Origin of the sequence: Paraburkholderia ferrariae NBRC 106233, assembly GCF_000685035.1 — a bacterium.
GTDB classification, from domain to species: Bacteria; Pseudomonadota; Gammaproteobacteria; order Burkholderiales; family Burkholderiaceae; genus Paraburkholderia; species Paraburkholderia ferrariae.
In genome coordinates, this window is the sequence record NZ_BAYB01000018.1 from 91,295 (window position 1) to 109,097 (window position 17,803).

Consider the following 17,803-nt stretch of genomic DNA (forward strand, 5'->3'; position numbering starts at 1 on the left):
TTCGACACGCTTTCGCAAATTTTGTGCCCTGGCCGGGGCAGGCGCTTTCGGGCGACCGTTCCGGGGCGGGAATGGCGTAAGTATGCACTCACTTTGCACAGCCACGCGCTGACGCAAGCGCCCGCCTGCTTCGTTCACGCGCCAGGTCGCGAGTATGCGCCGCTTCGCTTCGCCTCTGCGGGCGCGGCGGCCGGCGTGCGTGCAACGACCTGGGCATCCGCGAAGGGCGGGGCGCGAACGCGGGTTTTGATCAGTGGCGCGGCAACGCGTGCGGGTGCTACCGTTGACGCCACAATCATCCGGGGCCGGAGCGGCTCCCCCGAGGAGACTCCATGAACAGTGTCAGCGTGGCCGGCGTGCGCAAGCACAAGCTGAGCCGTACACAGTTGATCGTCGCCGCCACGGTGGGCAACGCGCTCGAGTATTTCGACTTCACGGTCTACAGCTTCTTCGCGCTGACGATCGGCAAGCTGTTCTTTCCCACCATGTCGAGCTACGGACAACTGCTCGCCTCGGTGGCGACCTTCGGCGTGGGTTTCGTGATGCGTCCGCTGGGCGGCGTCGTGATCGGCGCCTATGCCGACCGCGCGGGCCGCAAGCCCGCGATGACGCTCACCATCTTCATGATGGCGATGGGCTGCATGCTGATCGGCCTTGCGCCCACCTATGCGCAGATCGGCGTGGCGGCGCCGGTGCTGATCGTGTTTGCCCGTCTTTTGCAGGGCTTTTCCGCAGGCGGCGAAGTGGGCGCTTCCACGACACTGCTGATCGAGGCGGGCACGCCCGCCAATCGCGGCCTCCTCGGCAGCTGGCAGTTTGCGAGCCAGGGCATGGGCGTGTCGCTGGGCGCCTTGATGGCGGCGCTGCTCACCACCTTCCTCGCACCCGCAACGCTGCTGGCCTGGGGCTGGCGCGTGCCGTTCCTGATGGGCGTGGCGATTGCGCCGATCGGCATGTGGATACGGCGGCGTCTCGAAGAAGAGACGCCCGCGCAGACGCGCGCGGCGCGCATGCCCGTGGTGGCGGTGCTGCGCGACCACGGGGACCGCGCGGCGCTCGGCACGCTGCTCACCGTCGGCTCCACGGTGACGGCCTATGTGGTCACGTTCTACATGCCCACCTACGCGATTCACGAACTGAAGGTGCCCGCGCCCACCGCGCTGGCGGCGGGGCTGGTTTCAGGCGTGGTGACTTTTATCGTGGCGCCCGTGGCGGGCTGGCTCTCCGACCGGCTGAGCCGCCGCGCGCTGATCTTCTGGCCGCGCCTCCTGGTCGTGCTGCTGATCTATCCCGCGTTTCTGTGGCTCACGAGCGAGCCCAATGCCGGGCGCCTGCTCGCGACGGTCGGCGGATTGAGCGTGCTGCTCGCGCTGCAGGCGGCGCCCTCGATTACCGTGCTGCCCGAGATGTTTCCGCGCGCGGTGCGGGCCACAGGCATGGCGATCGTTTATGGGTTGGGCGTAGCGTTGTTCGGCGGCTTTGCACAAACCATCGCCACGTGGCTGATCAAGCTTACCGGCAATCTGCTTGCGCCCGCATGGTATGTGGTGGGTTGCGTGGCGGTATCGTGCCTTGCACTGCCTTTCATTCGCGATTTGACCGGCAAGCCGCTCGACGACTGAATGACTGAAGGGCCAGGGAAGGCACCACGTGCAGGGCAGCGTGCGGCCCTGCACGTGGCGGCCCGGTTGCGCTCTTCGCGCTATTGATCAGGACTCCGTCGCATTGCTTCGAGATTCACATCGAGCTGTCGCGCGAGCCCGTACAGCATGCCGAGCGAGGGCGCCGCCACGCCGGCGCGCTGCGCCAGTTCATAAGGCGCGCCCAGCAGCGCCTCCACTTCGAGCGAGCGTCCGGCTTCCACGTCCTGGAGCATCGACGTCTTGAACGCGCCGAGTTTGCGCGTAATGGCGCTGCGCTCTTCCACGGTCATCGAAAGCGCGATGCCGATGGCCTCGCCGATTGCACGCGCCTCCAGCATCACCGCGGCCACGAGGCCCGCGGTGAGCGGATCGTCGAGAATCACGTCGGCGGTCGAGCGCGTGAGCGCGCTGATGGGGTTCATCGTCATGTTGCCCCAGAGCTTGGCCCAGATTTCGCCCTGGATCGACGCGGGCGCGACGACCTCGAAGCCCGCGCGTGCCAGCAGCGCGCGCGTTTCTTCCGCCTGGTCGGCCAGATGCGGTGCCGAAGCGCCGACGATCAGCAGATTGCCGTTGCCCTTGCGGATCGTGCCGGGCGCCGCGATCGACGAAGACAGATGCACCACGCAGCCCGACGCCTGCGCGGGCGGCAGCGCGGCGGACACGACCCCGCCCGGATCGACCGCTTCGAGCCGGCCATTGGCATAGGCGCCGCCGAAGGCGTTGAGAAACCACCAGGGCACGCCGTTCATCGCGGAAACGATGTGCGTGTGCGGCCCGACGAGGGCGCCGAGCGACGCGGCCGCCTGCACGAGCGCCTGCCCTTTCAGGCAGACGAGAACGAGGTTTTGCGGACCGAGCGCCGCGGCGTTGTCGGTGGCGTTCACGCGTACCGTGTAGCGCGTTTCGCCTTCGACGACCGTGAGCCCCTCGCGACGGATCGCTTCGAGCTGGGCGCCGCGCGCGAGCACGTTGACGGTTTCGCCCGCACGCGCAAGCCGCGCCGCGATGAGTCCGCCAATCGCACCCGCGCCGACGACGGTGATGCCGGAATTCGAGTGAGCCAACGCCTTACTCCTTGTACGAGGGATCGAGCCGCTCGACACGGCGGATGAGCGCCGCGAGCACGTTCTCGCCCGCGCCATGTTCGGGCGAGAACTGCAGCGAGTCGCGCGTGGCGCGCGCCGTGATGGCGGCGTCGATCGGAATGGGGTTGCCGCGCAGCGAGTCGGTGATCACCTGGATTTCGCAGGCGCGGTTCAGCGTCCACAGCAGCGCGAACGCATGCGCGAGGCTCGCGCCGTGCGCGAGCAGGCCATGGTTGCGCAGGATGAGCAGCCGCTTGTTGCCCATCGATTGCAGGATGCGCGACTTCTCGTCGTCGTGCACCGTGATGCCTTCGAAGTCATGATACGCGACCATGTCGTGCAGTTGCGCCGAATAGAAGTTGGTGTACGACAGTCCGCCTTCCATGCAGGCCACGGCGAGCCCCGCCGTGGTGTGCGTGTGCATCACGCAGTGCGCGTCTTCCACGTTCGCGTGAATGGCGCTGTGAATCACGAAGCCGGCCGGATTGATGGGGTAGTCGCCCGGGCTCAGAATGCGGCCTTCGAGATCGATCTTGACGAGATTCGACGCCTTGATTTCGTCATACGTCAGGCCGAACGGATTGATGAGGAAATGCTTGCGCGGCCCGGGCACGCGCAGCGTGATGTGGTTGAAGATCAGTTCGGTCCAGCCGAGCAGGTGGAACACGCGATACACCGCCGCGAGCTTCACGCGCGCGGCCCATTCCTGTTCGTCGCACCAGTCGGGGCGCGGAGCGCCTTGCGTCATGCTCATGGTCGTCTCCTTCCGTTCCAGGCTGTCACGGGACCGATGGTATCGCCGAATAAATGCGTGTGCAAGCATCAAATTTGGGGCGAAAGGGCGGCGGGAAGCGGTGCGCGCCGGTGGTATGCTAACGAACGTTGCCGCGCGCGGGGCCGGTACGGAAAGACACGAGACGAATCATGACGGTGAAGAACGGGATCGAAGAGCTGTTCACCTACAGGCTGCACGTGCTGAAGAAGCACACCGACCGTGTGCTCACGGATGCGTTCGCGGCGTCGCTCTCGCTCACGCTTACGGAGGCGCGGCTTTTGATCAGCGTGGGTGCCTTCGGTCCGATTTCGGTCTCGGATCTCGGCCGCGCTTCGAACCTGGACCGCAGCCAGGCGAGCCGCGCGACGGATGTGCTCGAACGCAAGGGGCTGCTTGCCAAGACCTCCAACGAGGCGGACGCGCGTGGCGTGCTGGTCGCGCTCACGACAAAGGGGCGCAGCACGTGGCGCCGCGCGACCGCCATTTCGAAGGCGGCCAACGACGAATTTCTTTCGCTCCTTAGCGAGCCTGAGCGTGAGCTGCTCGGCGCGGTGCTCGCCAGGCTCGTGGAGCAGTGCGGCGAGGCGGATTAGCGCGAGTTCGCTGGCCAGTCACTGGCCGCGTGCTGCTTATGTGTCCGCTTATGTGTCCGCTTCCGCGCCCTTCGGCCATTCAGCCGGCGCGCTGGCGATAGCGCGCCGCGAGTTTGCTCGCGCTGCGCGCGAGCAATGCCACATCGCTGCCCACCGCGACGAACGTCGCCCCCGCTTCGAGATAGTCCGCGGCAATGGCCGGGTCTGTGGCCAGCACCCCGGCGCCCAGGCCGCGTGCGCGCACGGTGCGAATGCCGTTGCAAATGGCCTCGCGTACGGCAGGCGCACCCGGCCGGCGAGCGCGGTCTACAGGCCGATCTGCGTCCGGCCTTGCGCGAGCGCGCGCCTGAAGGAATTGGCGGGTGCGGTCATGAGCGTGATGAGCCGGAAGTTAGACGAAGCGGAAGCCGATGCCGCCGAGCGGACCGTAGTCGACATGGAACGTATCGCCCGCGCGCGCGGGGATGGGCGCCGTGAACGAACCGCTCAGGATCACGTCGCCGGCTTCGAGCCGTTCGTCGTGGCGGGCGATCTTGTTGGCGAGCCACACCACGCCCGTGGCCGGATGGTTGAGCACGGCGGCCGCCAGGCCGCTTTCCTCCACCGCGCCGTTCTTGTAGAGCAGCGCGCCCACCCAGCGCAGATCGACGTCGAGCGGCTTCACCGGGCGCCCGCCCAGCACGACGCCCGCGTTGGCAGCGAAGTCGGCGATGGTGTCGAACACCTTGCGCGGCGCCTTCGTTTCGCGGTCGAACTGCTCGATGCGCGCGTCGATGATCTCGATGGCGGGCGTGACGTAAGCGGTGGCGTCGAGCACGTCGAAAAGCGTCACGCCGGGGCCTTGCAGCGGACGGCTCAGCACGAAGGCCAGTTCCACTTCCACGCGCGGCGCAATGAAGCGATCCGCGCGAATCTCGCTGCCGGCTTCGATGAACATGCTGTCGAGGAGCGGCGCATAGTCGGGCTCGTCGATCTGCGAGGCGCGCTGCATGGCGCGCGAGGTGAGGCCGATCTTGCGGCCCTTGACGGCATGTCCCGCGGCGAGCTTGAGCTTGACCCATTCGCGCTGGATCGCGTAGCCGTCGTCGATCGTCATCTCGGGGTGCGCGCGGGAGAGGTGGCGCAGCTGCGTGCGCGTGCGTTCCGCTTCGTCGAGCTGTGCGGCGAGCTCGCGGATAATCTGCTGATCTAGCATGTCGAAAGTCCGGTACGAGACGAGCGATGGCTCAGGTTTTCAGTCGGGCGTGCAGGTTGTTGTGCTTCCACGCGCCCTCCTCGCTGAATTCGACGATCTCCAGCGAAAGCGCGAGGCCGCGCGAGGCGAACGCCTGCGCGAAGTGCTGCTTGATGGCTTCGAAGAGCGCGTTGCCGGTGGCCTTGCGCACCTCGGGCGAGCGGCCCGCGCCGATCTTCAGGCAACCGTGCAGGAAGGCGTTGTGCGGATCGCCGTCCGCAACGAAGTACTGCTCGCAGCGCAGTGCGCGCGTGCGAATGCCGCCGCGCGGGTAGACGCGTGCGCCGGCTTCGTCGCGTTGCGCGTCGAGTACTTGCGCCAATCTGGCGCAGAGTTCGCCCAGGCTCGCTGCGTCGGCGAGATTGGCGCTGTATTCGAGGGTGAGATGCGGCATGGTGGCGTTCTCCGCGGTTCAGACGGGCAGCGGCGCGACCGGCAGGATCGCGTTGATCTGCCCGGTGCCGGAACTGCCGAAGTAAGGCGTGACGATCTCGGCGCGGCCTTCGTAGCGGTCCCAGCCCAGCGCGCCCAGCAGCATGGCGGTGTCGTGCATGCCGCCTTCGCCCCAGCACTTCTCGTTGTACATCGGCAGCATGGCGCAGAAGGTCTTCCAGTCGCCGCGTTCCCAGAGCGAGACCACATGGCGGTCCGTCTCTTCGAGGAAGGGATCCCAGACCTTGTGCATGAACTGCTCGGCCGTGCCGTTGTTTGCGAAGTGATGGCTAAGCGAGCCGCTCGCGAGAATCGCGACCGTGCCGTCGTAGCGCTCTTCGATCGCGCGCCGCACCGCCAGGCCGAAGCGCGCGCTCGTGGCGAGGTCGTGCCACATGCACCAGCCGGCCACCGAAACGCAGCGGAAGTGCTGGTCGCCGTTCATGTAGCGCATGGGCACGAGCGTGCCGTATTCGAGGTCGAGCGTGGTATCGCTGTGCGCCCGGCTCTTCACGCCCATTTCGTTGGCGACCTCGGCGATCAGATGGCCGAGCCCGGCGTTGCCGGGGTAGGCGTAGCGCATGTTCTTGATGAAATGCGGCAGTTCGTTGCTCGTGTAGACGCCTTCGAAATGCGGCGCGCAGTTGATGTGATATTCGCTGTTCACGAGCCAGTGCACGTCGAACACGACGATCGTATCGACACCGAGTTCGCGGCAGCGGCGGCCGATCTCGTGATGCCCGTCGATGGCGGCCTGGCGGCAGCCCTTGTGCGGCCCGTCGAGTTCGGACAGATAGAGCGACGGCACGTGCGTCACCTTGGCGGCCAGCGCGAGTTTGCCCATCATGCGCCCCAATGCGGAATGTGGTGAGAGCCCATCGAAACGCAAACGTTCTTCGGCTCGAGAAAGACTTCGTAGCTCCAGGTTCCGCCCTCGCGTCCCATGCCCGAGGCCTTCGTGCCGCCGAAGGGCTGGCGCAGGTCGCGCACGTTCTGGCTGTTCACGAAGCACATGCCCGCTTCGATTGCGGCGGCCACGCGCAGCGCGCGGCCCGTGTTTTCGGTCCACACGTAGCTGGACAGGCCGTAGGCGATGTCGTTGGCGAGGCGAATCGCGTCGGCTTCGTCCTCGAAGGGGATCAGGCAGGCCACCGGCCCGAAGATCTCTTCCTGTGCGATGCGCATGCGGTTGTCCACGTCCACGAACACCGTGGGCTGCACGAAGTTGCCCTGCTTCATGGCGTCGGGCAGCGCGGGCGCGTCGAGGCCGCCGCACGCGAGCGTCGCGCCTTCCTTCGCCCCCAGCTCGATATAGCTGCGCACCTTCGCGAGATGCCCCTGGCTGATCATCGGGCCCACGATGGTCTTTTCGTCGAGCGGATCGCCCACCGTAATGCGCTTCGCACGCTCGACGAAGCGCTCGGCGAACTTCGCATAGATCGAACGCTGCACGAGTATGCGCGAGCCCGCCGTGCAGCGCTCGCCGTTGTTCGAGAAGATCATGAAGACGGCGGCATCGAGCGCGCGCTCGAAATCGGCGTCGTCGAAAATCACGAACGGCGATTTGCCGCCCAGCTCCATCGAAAACTTCTTGAGCCCCGCCGTCTGCACGATACGGTTGCCCGTGGCCGTCGATCCCGTGAACGACACTGCGCGCACGTCCGGATGCGCGACGAGCGGCTCGCCCGTTTCCTTGCCGTAGCCGTGCACGACGTTCAGCACGCCGGCCGGGATGCCCGCTTCGAGCGCAAGCTGGCCGAGCATCGAAGCGGTGAGCGGCGAGAGCTCGCTCATCTTGAGCACGGCCGTGTTGCCGAACGCAAGACACGGCGCGACCTTCCACGTGGCCGTCATGAACGGCACGTTCCAGGGCGAGATCAGTGCACATACACCGACCGGATGGAACAGCGTGTAGTTCAGATGCGTGCTGGTGGGGTAGGTGTGGCCATCCACGGCGGTGCAGACTTCGGCGAAGTAGCTGAAGTTGTCGGCGGCGCGCGGCACCAGTTGCTTGCCCGTTTGCGAAATGGTCTGGCCCGTGTCCTTCGTTTCCGTCTGCGCGATCTCGGGCACGTTCTTCGCGATCAGTTCGCCCAGCTTGCGCACGGCCTTCGCGCGTTCCGCGGCAGGCTTTGCGGCCCAGGCGGGGAACGCGTCCTTCGCTGCGCGCACGGCCAGGTCGATTTCGGCGGCGCCGCCGCGCGCGACTTCAGCCAGCACTTCCTGCGTGGCGGGGTTCACGGTTTCGAAGTAGTCGCGGCTGGCGTGCGCTTCGCCATTGATCAGATGTTCGACTCGCATGGTTCTCTTACCTTGGCGTGGCGCGGCCGAATTCGGCGTCGGACGCGATCGTGTTGACAAGACGGCCGAGGCCGTCGATTTCGCAGACCACTTCGTCGCCCGCATTCACGTTGACGACGCCTTCCGGCGTACCGGTCAGGATGACGTCGCCGGGGGCGAGCGTCATGAAGCCGCTCAGGTACTCGATCAGTTCGGCGATGCCCGTCACGAGATCGCGCGTGTTGCCGCGCTGTTTGAGCTCGCCGTTCACGAAGGTGCGCAGTTCCAGCGCGTCGACGTCGGCAATGTCGGCCGCGTCGACGAACCAGGGGCCGAGCACCGTGCCGCCGTCGCGGTTTTTCACGCGCAGGTTCGGGCGGTAGTAGTTTTCCAGGTAGTCGCGGATCGCGTAGTCGTTCGCGATCGCGTAGCCGGCCACGTGCTGCATGGCGTCTTCGCGCCTGACCTGTTGCGCCGTGCGGCCGATCACCACGGCCAGTTCGCACTCGTAGTGCATGAAGGCGACGTCGTCGGGGCGGCGCGTGACGCCGCGATGGCCGATCACGCTGCCCGGGCCCTTGAGGAAGACAAGCGGCTCGTCCTGCTTCGAGAACGCCAGTTCTTTCGCGTGTTCGGCATAGTTCAGGCCGAGCGCGAAGATCGTGCCGGGCTCGAACGGCGCGAGCCACACGAGTTCGTGCTCGTCGCGCACGCGGCCGTCGGCGAGCCGCACGCGATCGCCCGCGGGCGTCGCTTCGTGAATGGCGCCTGCATAGGCAACGCGACCGCGCATCATGCCTCGGCTCCCTGTGGTGTGTGTGCTGCCGCTTGCGGTGCGACGAAGTCGATGGCGAGCGGCGCCCAGTCGCCGATGGCGAGCGTGGCGCGCGCGCCGGCTTTTGCCACGGGCGCGCCATGCGGCACGCCCAGCGTGATGATGTCGCCGGGGGCCAGCGTCATGAAGTCGGTCACGTCTTCGAGCAGTTGCGCGACACCGCGCACGCTGGCGGCAGTGCTGGCGGTGAACGGCGCTTCGCCTGCAATCTGCACGGTGATCGCCAGATCGTCGGGATGGGCGACGTGAGCGCGCGCGACGATAGCGGGGCCGATCACGCAGAAGTTGTCGCGTGCGCGAAAGCGCACGGATGGCCGGTAGACGCTCGCATGAGGTACGCTCAGATCGGCGACCAGCGTATAGCCCGCAACGTAATCGAACGCCTCGCGGGCGCTCACGCGCGCAGCGGTGCGCCCGATCACGATGCCGAGCGACGCGCCCACCTCTACGCCTTCCTCGCCCGGCACCGCCACGCGTGCGCCGTGTCCGGCGAGCGTGTTGCGCGGCTTGAGATAGAGAATGGGCGCGCGCGGCGGCGCCTTGTAGGGCGGCGCATTCACAGCGTCGCCCAGCGCTGCGAGCGCGGCCCGGTCGTTGAGCAGCGTGCCGTAGACCGCGCCGCTTACCGGCGCACGGCAACGCGCCCCGCCGGCGAGCAGCGCGCGCGCGGCGCTGGCGCTCACGTCGCGCGGCAGCGCCTCGCCTTCCACATGAAGCAGATGATCGGCTACTGAGAACATGGCTGGCTTCGTTTCCACGAAAATACTAATATGTTAGCAATGTTGCGCTTGCTATGATCCGTCGTCAACCCGTCGATACGGGATTCACGGGTTTCCCCTGGGGCCATCGGTTCGCAGGGGGGTCCCGTCCGAACCCAGGCCACCATGTCCGATACCTCGCCGTCTTCCACCCGCGTGGCGCACCGCAATCTGCCGATGCTGCTCCTGCGCGCCCGCGAAAAAATGATGGAGCGCTTCCGCCCGCTCATCACCGCGCACGGTCTTACCGAGCAGCAGTGGCGCGTGATTCGCGCGCTCAACGAAAGCGGCCCGCTGGAGCCGCGGCAGATTTCAGACCTGTGCACGATTTCGAGCCCGAGCATGGCGGGCGTGCTGGCCCGCATGGAATCGCTCGGTCTCATCACGAAGGAGCGCTTTGCCGAGGACCAGCGGCGCGTGCTCGTTTCGCTGACGAAGAAAAGCCATCAGCTCGTCAAAGCGATTTCGAGGGAACTCGAGGCACGCTATGCGGCGCTCGAAGAGGAAGTGGGGCGGGACGTGGTGGAGCGGGTCTATCGCGCGATAGACGATCTGCTCACGGGGCTGGAGTAACCACACCGGCCCGGAAGGAGGCGACGGCGCGCGAAGGTGAGCGCTTACGGGAGCAGAGCGCGAACCGGAGCGCCGGACTTACCGCTCGAATGCGGCGAACGCATCTTCCAGTTCGAAGGGCCTGGTAGGGCGCACGACGCGCGCCACTTCCACGCCGTCGCGCAGGAAGATCAGCGTGGGCCACAGCTTCACGCGGAACGAGCGGCCGAGCGCGCGGCCCGGACCGTCTTCCACTTCCAGGTGACGCACTTCGGGATGCTGCGCGAACGCGGCGCCGATCAACGGCTGGGCGCCCTGGCAGTAGCCGCACCAGTTCGTGCCGAATTCCAGCACGGCGGGGCCGCTCATGGCATCGACTTCCTGGCGCGCGGGGGCGTTGGTGGCATAGCTCATCGTGGCTTCCCTCGTGGGTTGACTCCGTGACACCTTCATACGATACCGCAATGCGCGGTTGCCTTCAGGGCGTCACGAAGGCGAGAAAGTGCGCACGGCACGATCAACCCGGCGAGCCCGGCATGCGCGTGGCCAGCATCGCCGTGGATTCGATGCGCTCGATCAGCCAGCCGTCGCTCGAATGCTCGGCCACGAGGGCGTCGATGCCCGCGAGCAGCGTGTCCAGCCGGTCGCCCAGGCGCTCGCGCGAAAGGCTCGACATCGAAAGCGGCCGCGCCTTCAATTGCTCGGCGCTCACGCGCCGGTACTCGATCACCGAAATGCGCTCCAGCGCCGCAAAGGCGGAGCGCGCGAGCACGTCCGAGTGGTTCTCCCAGTCCGCCGACTTGCGTTGGGCGCGCGCGGGATCTTCGTTGGCGTACTGGTCGAGCAGCGTGCGGTATTGCGCGGCCCATGGGCGCAGCGGGTCGTCCAGGTGCTGGGTGCCGAAGAGCGTGACGGCGCCCCGCGGGGCCAGCAGCGTCTCGAGGCGCGCGAGCGTATCGGCGCGATCCATCCAGTGAAACGCGCGGCCGATGACAGCGAGATGAAACGTGCCGAGCGCCGCATCGAGATCGTACGAACTGCCTTGCCGGTATTCGATGTTGGGCGCGATGCCCGCGCCGAGTTCGGACGCGACGGCGAGCATCGCCGGTTCGGGATCGATGGCGACCGCCTGCGCGACCCAGCTTGCGAATGCGAGCGAGAGCTGGCCGGGCCCGCAGCCGAGGTCGAGCAGGCGCTGCGTGCCGTCGAGTCCGGCGTGCTGCGCGACGCGGCGAATCAGCGCGGGCGAGTAGGCGGGGCGGCCGAGCAGATAGTGCGGGGCGGCGTGGCGGAAGCGGTCGGGGACGAAAGGCGTGATCGAGCTCATGGATAGGTCGACTGGCAGAGAGGGGCGGTGGGTAAGAGGTGCCGTGCTGGAGCGTGCAACCCGCACAGTCTGGAGAGCGCCCGCGGCGGCGTCAAGACGGGCCGGTACGCAAGAGGTGAGCTTTTTCGGGAGTGAGCCTGGAGAGTCAGGAATACGCACCTTTGTGTGAATCGTGGCGGCTGGGTAAAACCTGGTATGGAAGAAAGAGACTTGAAAACAAGGGGTGAAATGACATGTTGGCGAGATGCACCGGTGCGCGATACGCGCTTGCCTGGCTAACCGAAACAACGGCGCGTGGCATGAGGTGAGATTTTGCGGGAGGTGAGGTAGGCGAGGCATGGGCGGCTCACGGCAGCGCGGGCAGCGCACCGTCCGGGTCATGCGCTTTCGCGATCCCACCTTGTTTTCAAGGCTCTTTTCTCACACAGGCGCAAGCGCCGGTCGTTGCTCGGCAGCCAGCGTATGCGACGCACTGCCGCGCCAGGCACGCAAAGGTGAGAAGATTCGGGAGCCTGCCGCGAGCCCGGCGCGGGCACGATGGACGCCCGCGTGCGATGGGTATATAAAAGAAGTGCGGGATCCTTTCGATTACTTGTCACCCAGGAGAAACGTTTCATTATGGCGAGCGACGACACACAGAAGCAGGACGCCCAGTCGCCGGACGGCGCCCCGGCGCAACCCGATCTGGAGCATCTGAACGCGGCGCTCACGCACGTCGACGAAGGCGTGAAGTCGGGCAGCATTGCGGCAGGCGCGGCAAGAGGCCTCGTCTATAGCCTCGTGGAAACGCTGGGCGCGCTCGTGGGCGACCCGGATCTGCCCGAGCACGCGCGCTCCGGCTACCAGGGCTTGCTGGAGGCGGCGCGCGAGTTGCGCGTCAAGCTCGAACGCGCACCACGCTAACCAGGCGAACCACGCGAATGCCAACGGCGGCGACGTTCCGCGCCGCCGCCGTGCCGCCGTCCCGGCCTGGCACCCCTCACTCGGCCAGCAACGCCTGCGCCAACCCATCCGGTGCGGTGCCGATTTGCAGCGCTGGCGTGCCGTGCCACTGCGCACAACGCTGCAGCGCGCGGCGCAGATCGGTAATAAGGCGTGCGCTCACCCGCACCCCGGGTTCCAGATGCAGCGCCTTCACCTCGAATATTTGCTGCGCCCGATGCGCCTTTGCATCGATCCTGCCCACCAGGCGCCCGCGGCTCAATATCGGCAGTACGAAGTAACCGTACTTGCGCTTTGCGGCGGGCAGGTAGCACTCGATGACGTAGTCGAAGTCGAACAGCGCGGTCGCGCGCTTGCGGTCCCAGATGACCGGATCGAACGGCGAGAGCAGCGTCGTGACGGTCGATGCGAGCGTGCCGTTCGCCGCCTCGTCGAGCAGCGGCGCAAACTCGCGATGCACGAACGCGTCGTGCTTCCAGCCTTCCACGCGCACCGGCAGCAGTTCGCCTTCGTCGGCGAGCGCGTGCAGCGCGTCACTGTACGGGCGGCGCGGCAGGCGGTAGTAGTCGGCGGCCCAGTCCGCGCGGATCACGCCGAGCGCCCGGCAGGTGCGCAAGAGCAGCGTGCGTTCCGCGTCGGCGCGCGGCGGCAGGTCGCGCGCGTCGCTCCAGTGCGGCAGCACGCGTTCGGCCAGGTCATAGACGCGCTGGAAATTGCGCCGCTCGGACACCATGAGCCTGCCCGTGGCGAACAGCACTTCCAGGTGGCGCTTCTCCGGCTTCCAGTCCCACCAGCCGCCGCCTTTCTCGCCTTCGGCGCGCGCAAAATCGGCGGAACGCACCGGGCCGTTCGCGCGGATGCGCGCGAGCAGCGCGTCGATCTCGCGGCGGTACTTCGCATGCCATTCGGCCGCGTACTTCCAGCCCATGCCCGAAGGGTCGAGCATGCGATGGCGCAGCAGCCCGTAGTCTTCGATCGGCACGAAGCACGCCTCGTGCGACCAGTATTCGAAGAGTTGCCCTTCGGCGAGATGCGCGTCGAGCCATTGCGGCTCGTAGGCGCCAATGCGGCTGAACAGCACGAAATACGGGCTGCGCGCGACCACGTGGATCGTGTCGATCTGAAGCTGCGCCATGCGGCGGATCGCATCGAGCACGTCGGCCTTCGTGGCCTTGCGGCGCGGCGGCGCGAGCAGCCCCTGGGCCGCGAGGTGGATCGTGCGCGCCGCCGCGAGCGGCAGCAGGGCAAGCGGGCTGGCGCTCGCGGACGGCGTATCGGCGGCGGCGTCGAGCGCCGCGTCTTCACGCATGAGCGCTCGCCGCCGTGGGCACCTGCGCCTGCACCTGCGCCGGCATCTGCGCGAGCCACTGGTGGATCTGCGCGACCACGGCCGCGCCTTCGCCCACCGCGGCCGCAACGCGCTTGGTCGAGCCCGCGCGCGCGTCGCCGATCGCATACACGCCTTCCACCGATGTCGCGAGGCTGCACGACGCGTCGCTGTCGCCGGTCATCACGAAGCCGTGCGGATCGAGCGCCACGCCGCAGGCTTGCAACCAGGCAGTATTGGGGTCGGCGCCCGTGAAGAGGAACAGATGGCGCGCGTCGAAGCGGTCGAGGCCCGCCGGGCACGGCGACTTGAGCAGGACCGAGGCGAGCCCCATGTCGTCCTGGCCGAGCGCGCCGATCTCGCTGCCCGGATGCACGTTCACGTTCGGCAGCGAGGCGATGCGGTCGATCAGATAGCGCGACATGGTCGATTCGAAACCCGGCTTGCGGATGAGCACGTCGATCCGGTGCGCGTGCGACGAAAGATAGACGATGGCCTGGCCCGCCGAATTGCCGCCGCCCACGAGCACGACGTTCTCGTGCTTGCAGAGTTTCGCTTCGACCGGCGAGGCCCAGTAGTACACGCCGTGGCCTTCGTAGCGGTCCAGCCCGTCGATGGCCGGGCGCCGGTACACGGCGCCGCTCGCGATCACCACGGTTTGCGCGCGCACGTTGCCGCTGCACGTTTCGAGCCGCAGGGGCCGTTCTTCGCAGCACAGCTTGTGTACCTTCACCGGTATCGCCACGTGCGCGCCGAACTTCTGCGCCTGCACGAACGCGCGGCCCGCGAGCGCCTGCCCCGAGATGCCGGTGGGAAAGCCGAGGTAGTTTTCGATGCGCGAACTCGCGCCCGCCTGGCCGCCGGGCGCGCGCGCGTCGAGCACGATCACCGACAACCCTTCGGAGGCCGCATACACGGCGGTGGCCAGCCCCGCGGGACCGGCGCCGACGACGGCGACGTCATAGACGCGGTTGCCGTCGAGCTCCGGCAAAAGCCCGAGGCAGGTGGCGAGTTCGGGGGCGGTGGGGCGGCGCAGCACCGAGCCGTCCGGACAGATCACGAGCGGCAGGTCCTCGGCCCGCGCGGCGTAGCGCTCGATCACGCCGAGCATGCATTCGTCGCGCTCGTCGAGCACGCTGTACGGGTGGCCGTTGCGCGAGAGGAAGCCTTGCAGCAAGACGAGCGCGGGATCGTCGTGCTTGCCGACGAGAATCGGGCCGCCGGCGCCCTTTTCGATCAGCGCGACGCGGCGCAGGATCAGCGCGCGCACGATCCGTTCGCCCAGTTCCGCCTCGGCGATGATGGCCGCGCGCAGCCGCTCCGGCGGGATCAGGAGGGCGACGACCGCCTCGAGCGCCACGCCGTCGACGAGCGCGGGGCCGCCCGAAAGCTGGCCGACCTCGGCGAGGAACGAGCCGCGATGGTGCTCGTTGACGTGCTTCTCGCGCCCGAGCCCGTCGCGCTGATAAACCTTCACCGATCCGTCGAGCAGGACGAACATGCCCGGACCGGTTTCGCCCGTGCGGAAGAGCCAGTCGCCGGGCGCCCACTCGCGCACCTCGCCGAAGCGGCGCAGGCGGTCGATCTCTTCGTCGGTCAGCGTGGGGAACATCTGGTGGCGCCGCGTGGAAAGCATCGAGTACGGCGCTTCGGCCGGCTGCGGCAGCGTGTTGGCCTGATGAACCTCGGCTTCGTTGATGGTGCCCATCTAGCGGTTCTCCTTGTGCATCGGCGCCGGACAGCGCCGGGCCTCGATGCGGATCAATGCAGACTCATGGCGGAAATTCGGTGGCGAGACCACGGCCGCAATACGGATACGGTGTCGGTACGGCATCGGCACGGCAGCCACGCGGCGCGCCGGCGACGAACCGGCGCCGGGCCGGCAACGCGAAGCATGCGATGCGCGGCCCCGCGGCATGCAATCCGCGGCCTGGCAATGCCCGGTTAAATCGCCTTCGGCGTGATCTGCACCGCAATCGGCTCGCAGGGGGCGGGGATCAGCGACTCGAGCGGATGGCCCGAATCGCGCCAGGCGTCGATGCCGCCGAGGAGCGGCACCACGTCGTGGTAGCCGGCTTCCGCGAGCTGCTTCGCCATCCAGGCCGCGGAAATTTCATTGGGGCACGAGCAGTAGATCACGAGCTTCTGCTCGAGAGGATACTTCGAGAGAATCTCGTCGAGCTTGCGCTCGTCGGCGAAAATCGCCCCCGGAATGATGTACGGATCGAGCTTGCGCTTTTCCTCCGAGCGGATGTCGAACACCACGGGCGCCGGCTTGCCGCTCATCGCGCGATAGAGGTCGTCCACGGTGATGCGTGCGTTCGCGAGCTTCTTGAGGAGCTGGCGCCGCCGCTGCCAGCGGTAGAGCGTGTAGAGCGCGAGCAGCACGAGCACCACCACGGCGGCGAGGCGCCCGAGGCGGCTTGCGCCGGCCAGCATCATGTCGATCTGCGGCGCGAACAGCACGCCGATCAGGAGGCCCGTGCCGGACCACAGCGCGGCACCGATCCCGTCGAAGCCCAGGAACTGGCGGTACGGCGTGCCCATTGCGCCGGCCATCGGCACGGAGACGATCGAGAGGCCCGGAATGAACTTCGCGACGGCCAGCACGCGCACGCCCCAGCGCCCGAAGAAGCGTTCGGTCTTCTTCACGCAGGTGTCGCGCGAGAGCGAAAGCTTGCAGAGCGTCTTGAGCGTGTTGCCGCCATAGAGCCGCCCGGCAAGGAACCAGACGCTGTCGCCGATCAGCGTGGCGAACACGGCGAGCACGAGCACCGGCGCGACCTGCTGGCCGATCGAACCGGGATGCATGGCCGCCATCGCGCCGAACAGCACGAGGGCAGGCATGGCGGGCACGGGCAGGCCTAACGATCCGGCGAGCACGTTTGCGAACACGAGAGCAGGCCCGTACTGCTCGATGAGGTCATGTAGCATCGGCTTACTTCCGTCGCCAGGTGGGGGGCGGAAAATGGAAGAGTAACGTAACGATTATGGACGCATTTCGAAGGCGTGCAAGCGAGGCGCGCCACGCGCTTTCAGAGGGTGAGGCGTTGGGTCCGCACCGTGCCGGAAAGCCCGTGCGCGGGCGGCGGGGAAAGCGGAGCGCCATGAGGCGCGAGGGTGTGGGGGCGAGGCAGGCCGTAACGCTCGTAACGCCGCTCGTAAGACCGCTTGTAAGCGTTACGCACGGCCCGATGCCTCGCTCGGCGGTACATGGTCGTTGCCAGGGGGAAAGCCGAAAAGCGACGCGCCGGTGGCATGAGACACCTGCCGGCGCGCGCGAACGCTGGACCCAAAAAGATGGGCGCGCAGGATACCGCCGGCAAGCGGTCTACCGGGCGTGGGACTCGCCGGGCAACTCGGCGCCTTGCGCGCGGATCGCCGCGATCAATTCCGCCGGCGTGATTTCGTAACGCACTTCGCGGTGTATGCCGGGCTTGCGCTCGTCCACTTCGATCAGCAGCAGGCTCTTGCCGTCGGCCGCCGATTCGAGCCGTAGCGAACGCAGCTCGCGCCCGGTCGCGTCGTCATGCTCGGTGAGCAGGGTCATGGTTCCGGAAGACCCGGTCGTGCGCATTGATGTCGTCCTCGTGCGTAGGGTGGTCGAGCCATTGTACGGGGTCGGCGGCGCGGCGTCCTCGCGCGAGTGCGCGCGGGCGCACACTGCGCGGTTGCCTGCTCCTTCCCGACAGGCCCCGGCTAGCCAGTTTAACGCGACTCGCAACCGCGCCGCGCATTTTTGCGTGCCCTGCAACGGTGCAGGCGGACGGTGGGCGCTTGTCATGCGTATGACGCAATCCACCAGCGGCGGCGCCCGGGCCGCCATCGGCCCGGCTCCCGGATTCACTCACCTTGCCGGGCGCATCCGGTTGCCAAAAAAATACGGCTCGTCCGACCTGGCCGGGCGAGCCGATGAAACGCCGTTGTTACTCGGGTCGGCAGATTCGCGTGCGAACTGCCGACGAGCGCTATGGTGCAGGCGCGGGCACCAGGTGTCGAGATGGGACTTACGCCGAT

General features: G+C 67.3%; 19 protein-coding genes. 4 read left to right on the plus strand and 15 right to left on the minus strand.

The genetic code is table 11. The annotated features are described in order from the left end of the window. Positions 1-332: 332 nt before the first annotated feature. Positions 333-1,622 (plus strand): MFS transporter, encoded by a 1,290-nt coding sequence (locus BFE01S_RS19705; RefSeq protein WP_028226975.1) that lies wholly within the window; start codon positions 333-335, stop codon positions 1,620-1,622. A gap of 80 nt (positions 1,623-1,702) precedes the next feature. Here BFE01S_RS19705 and BFE01S_RS39385 read toward each other — a convergent pair whose 3' ends face one another. Both BFE01S_RS39385 and BFE01S_RS19715 read right to left on the minus strand, forming a co-directional pair. Further along, the gene (locus BFE01S_RS39385) at positions 1,703-2,710 is read right to left on the minus strand and encodes a ketopantoate reductase family protein (RefSeq protein WP_042338001.1); all 1,008 of its coding nucleotides are present in this window, start codon (positions 2,708-2,710) and stop codon (positions 1,703-1,705) included. 4 nt (positions 2,711-2,714) lie between these two features. Next, entirely contained in the window at positions 2,715-3,485 is a 771-nt protein-coding gene (locus BFE01S_RS19715) for a class II aldolase/adducin family protein (RefSeq protein WP_028226976.1), read from the minus strand. Positions 3,486-3,655: 170 nt separating this feature from the next. Here BFE01S_RS19715 and BFE01S_RS19720 point away from each other — a divergent pair, with 170 nt between their 5' ends. After that, positions 3,656-4,099: a MarR family winged helix-turn-helix transcriptional regulator gene (locus BFE01S_RS19720; RefSeq protein WP_028226977.1), complete on the plus strand. Its 444-nt coding sequence runs from the start codon at positions 3,656-3,658 to the stop codon at positions 4,097-4,099. 79 nt (positions 4,100-4,178) lie between these two features. On the opposite strand, the gene BFE01S_RS44425 is transcribed toward BFE01S_RS19720, so the two are convergent. The 7 genes from BFE01S_RS44425 to BFE01S_RS19755 form a co-directional block, all read right to left on the minus strand. Beyond that, positions 4,179-4,343 carry a hypothetical protein gene (locus BFE01S_RS44425; RefSeq protein ID WP_156967080.1) on the minus strand — a complete coding sequence of 55 codons (165 nt, stop codon included), beginning with the start codon at positions 4,341-4,343 and terminating at the stop codon, positions 4,179-4,181. Between the two features lie 147 nt (positions 4,344-4,490). Beyond that, positions 4,491-5,294 (minus strand): 2-oxo-hept-4-ene-1,7-dioate hydratase, encoded by an 804-nt coding sequence (gene hpaH / locus BFE01S_RS19730; RefSeq protein ID WP_028226978.1) that lies wholly within the window; start codon positions 5,292-5,294, stop codon positions 4,491-4,493. Positions 5,295-5,325: 31 nt separating this feature from the next. Further along, positions 5,326-5,727 carry a 5-carboxymethyl-2-hydroxymuconate Delta-isomerase gene (locus BFE01S_RS19735; protein ID WP_028226979.1) on the minus strand — a complete coding sequence of 134 codons (402 nt, stop codon included), beginning with the start codon at positions 5,725-5,727 and terminating at the stop codon, positions 5,326-5,328. 18 nt (positions 5,728-5,745) lie between these two features. Next, positions 5,746-6,609 (minus strand): 3,4-dihydroxyphenylacetate 2,3-dioxygenase, encoded by an 864-nt coding sequence (gene hpaD, locus BFE01S_RS19740; protein WP_028226980.1) that lies wholly within the window; start codon positions 6,607-6,609, stop codon positions 5,746-5,748. After that, on the minus strand, positions 6,609-8,066 hold the full coding sequence (hpaE, locus tag BFE01S_RS19745) for a 5-carboxymethyl-2-hydroxymuconate semialdehyde dehydrogenase (RefSeq protein WP_028226981.1): 1,458 nt from the start codon (positions 8,064-8,066) through the stop codon (positions 6,609-6,611). The genes hpaD and hpaE overlap by 1 nt, the downstream gene beginning before the upstream one ends. 7 nt (positions 8,067-8,073) lie before the next feature. Next, positions 8,074-8,841 (minus strand): fumarylacetoacetate hydrolase family protein, encoded by a 768-nt coding sequence (locus tag BFE01S_RS19750; RefSeq protein WP_028226982.1) that lies wholly within the window; start codon positions 8,839-8,841, stop codon positions 8,074-8,076. Next, positions 8,838-9,620 carry a fumarylacetoacetate hydrolase family protein gene (locus tag BFE01S_RS19755; protein ID WP_028226983.1) on the minus strand — a complete coding sequence of 261 codons (783 nt, stop codon included), beginning with the start codon at positions 9,618-9,620 and terminating at the stop codon, positions 8,838-8,840. The genes BFE01S_RS19750 and BFE01S_RS19755 overlap by 4 nt, the downstream gene beginning before the upstream one ends. 195 nt (positions 9,621-9,815) lie before the next feature. Between BFE01S_RS19755 and hpaR the strand changes: the two genes are divergently transcribed. Next, positions 9,816-10,211, plus strand: coding sequence for a homoprotocatechuate degradation operon regulator HpaR (gene hpaR / locus BFE01S_RS19760; RefSeq protein WP_028226984.1), 396 nt, complete (start codon positions 9,816-9,818; stop codon positions 10,209-10,211). Between the two features lie 78 nt (positions 10,212-10,289). On the opposite strand, the gene BFE01S_RS19765 is transcribed toward hpaR, so the two are convergent. Continuing rightward, on the minus strand, positions 10,290-10,604 hold the full coding sequence (locus BFE01S_RS19765; protein WP_028226985.1) for a thioredoxin family protein: 315 nt from the start codon (positions 10,602-10,604) through the stop codon (positions 10,290-10,292). A 103-nt stretch (positions 10,605-10,707) separates the two neighbouring features. Further along, positions 10,708-11,517 carry a class I SAM-dependent methyltransferase gene (locus tag BFE01S_RS19770; RefSeq protein WP_028226986.1) on the minus strand — a complete coding sequence of 270 codons (810 nt, stop codon included), beginning with the start codon at positions 11,515-11,517 and terminating at the stop codon, positions 10,708-10,710. A gap of 618 nt (positions 11,518-12,135) precedes the next feature. Between BFE01S_RS19770 and BFE01S_RS19775 the strand changes: the two genes are divergently transcribed. Further along, positions 12,136-12,420 (plus strand): hypothetical protein, encoded by a 285-nt coding sequence (locus BFE01S_RS19775; protein ID WP_028226987.1) that lies wholly within the window; start codon positions 12,136-12,138, stop codon positions 12,418-12,420. Positions 12,421-12,496: 76 nt separating this feature from the next. Here BFE01S_RS19775 and BFE01S_RS19780 read toward each other — a convergent pair whose 3' ends face one another. From BFE01S_RS19780 to BFE01S_RS19800, 4 genes are all read right to left on the minus strand, one after another. Continuing rightward, the gene (locus BFE01S_RS19780; RefSeq protein ID WP_084170060.1) at positions 12,497-13,768 is read right to left on the minus strand and encodes a winged helix-turn-helix domain-containing protein; all 1,272 of its coding nucleotides are present in this window, start codon (positions 13,766-13,768) and stop codon (positions 12,497-12,499) included. Continuing rightward, on the minus strand, positions 13,761-15,494 hold the full coding sequence (locus BFE01S_RS19785) for an FAD-dependent oxidoreductase (RefSeq protein ID WP_028226989.1): 1,734 nt from the start codon (positions 15,492-15,494) through the stop codon (positions 13,761-13,763). Before BFE01S_RS19785 ends, BFE01S_RS19780 begins: the two co-directional genes overlap by 8 nt. Positions 15,495-15,730: 236 nt before the next feature. Further along, positions 15,731-16,720: a DedA family protein/thiosulfate sulfurtransferase GlpE gene (locus BFE01S_RS19795; RefSeq protein WP_028226991.1), complete on the minus strand. Its 990-nt coding sequence runs from the start codon at positions 16,718-16,720 to the stop codon at positions 15,731-15,733. A gap of 397 nt (positions 16,721-17,117) precedes the next feature. Beyond that, a complete protein-coding gene (locus tag BFE01S_RS19800) occupies positions 17,118-17,363 on the minus strand; it encodes a hypothetical protein (protein ID WP_028226992.1) in 246 nt (81 codons plus the stop codon). Positions 17,364-17,803 lie beyond the last annotated feature (440 nt).

Excerpts from the sequence above, each read along its gene's own strand:
- BFE01S_RS19705 (WP_028226975.1), top strand. The coding sequence starts at position 333 with ATGAACAGTGTCAGCGTGGCCGGCGTGCGCAAGCACAAGCTGAGCCGT.
- BFE01S_RS19715 (WP_028226976.1), bottom strand. The coding sequence starts at position 3,485 with ATGAGCATGACGCAAGGCGCTCCGCGCCCCGACTGGTGCGACGAACAG.
- BFE01S_RS19720 (WP_028226977.1), top strand. The coding sequence starts at position 3,656 with ATGACGGTGAAGAACGGGATCGAAGAGCTGTTCACCTACAGGCTGCAC.
- hpaH (WP_028226978.1), bottom strand. The coding sequence starts at position 5,294 with ATGCTAGATCAGCAGATTATCCGCGAGCTCGCCGCACAGCTCGACGAA.
- BFE01S_RS19735 (WP_028226979.1), bottom strand. The coding sequence starts at position 5,727 with ATGCCGCATCTCACCCTCGAATACAGCGCCAATCTCGCCGACGCAGCG.
- hpaD (WP_028226980.1), bottom strand. The coding sequence starts at position 6,609 with ATGGGCAAACTCGCGCTGGCCGCCAAGGTGACGCACGTGCCGTCGCTC.
- hpaE (WP_028226981.1), bottom strand. The coding sequence starts at position 8,066 with ATGCGAGTCGAACATCTGATCAATGGCGAAGCGCACGCCAGCCGCGAC.
- BFE01S_RS19750 (WP_028226982.1), bottom strand. The coding sequence starts at position 8,841 with ATGATGCGCGGTCGCGTTGCCTATGCAGGCGCCATTCACGAAGCGACG.
- BFE01S_RS19755 (WP_028226983.1), bottom strand. The coding sequence starts at position 9,620 with ATGTTCTCAGTAGCCGATCATCTGCTTCATGTGGAAGGCGAGGCGCTG.
- hpaR (WP_028226984.1), top strand. The coding sequence starts at position 9,816 with ATGCTGCTCCTGCGCGCCCGCGAAAAAATGATGGAGCGCTTCCGCCCG.
- BFE01S_RS19765 (WP_028226985.1), bottom strand. The coding sequence starts at position 10,604 with ATGAGCTATGCCACCAACGCCCCCGCGCGCCAGGAAGTCGATGCCATG.
- BFE01S_RS19770 (WP_028226986.1), bottom strand. The coding sequence starts at position 11,517 with ATGAGCTCGATCACGCCTTTCGTCCCCGACCGCTTCCGCCACGCCGCC.
- BFE01S_RS19775 (WP_028226987.1), top strand. The coding sequence starts at position 12,136 with ATGGCGAGCGACGACACACAGAAGCAGGACGCCCAGTCGCCGGACGGC.
- BFE01S_RS19780 (WP_084170060.1), bottom strand. The coding sequence starts at position 13,768 with ATGCGTGAAGACGCGGCGCTCGACGCCGCCGCCGATACGCCGTCCGCG.
- BFE01S_RS19785 (WP_028226989.1), bottom strand. The coding sequence starts at position 15,494 with ATGGGCACCATCAACGAAGCCGAGGTTCATCAGGCCAACACGCTGCCG.
- BFE01S_RS19795 (WP_028226991.1), bottom strand. The coding sequence starts at position 16,720 with ATGCTACATGACCTCATCGAGCAGTACGGGCCTGCTCTCGTGTTCGCA.
- BFE01S_RS19800 (WP_028226992.1), bottom strand. The coding sequence starts at position 17,363 with ATGCGCACGACCGGGTCTTCCGGAACCATGACCCTGCTCACCGAGCAT.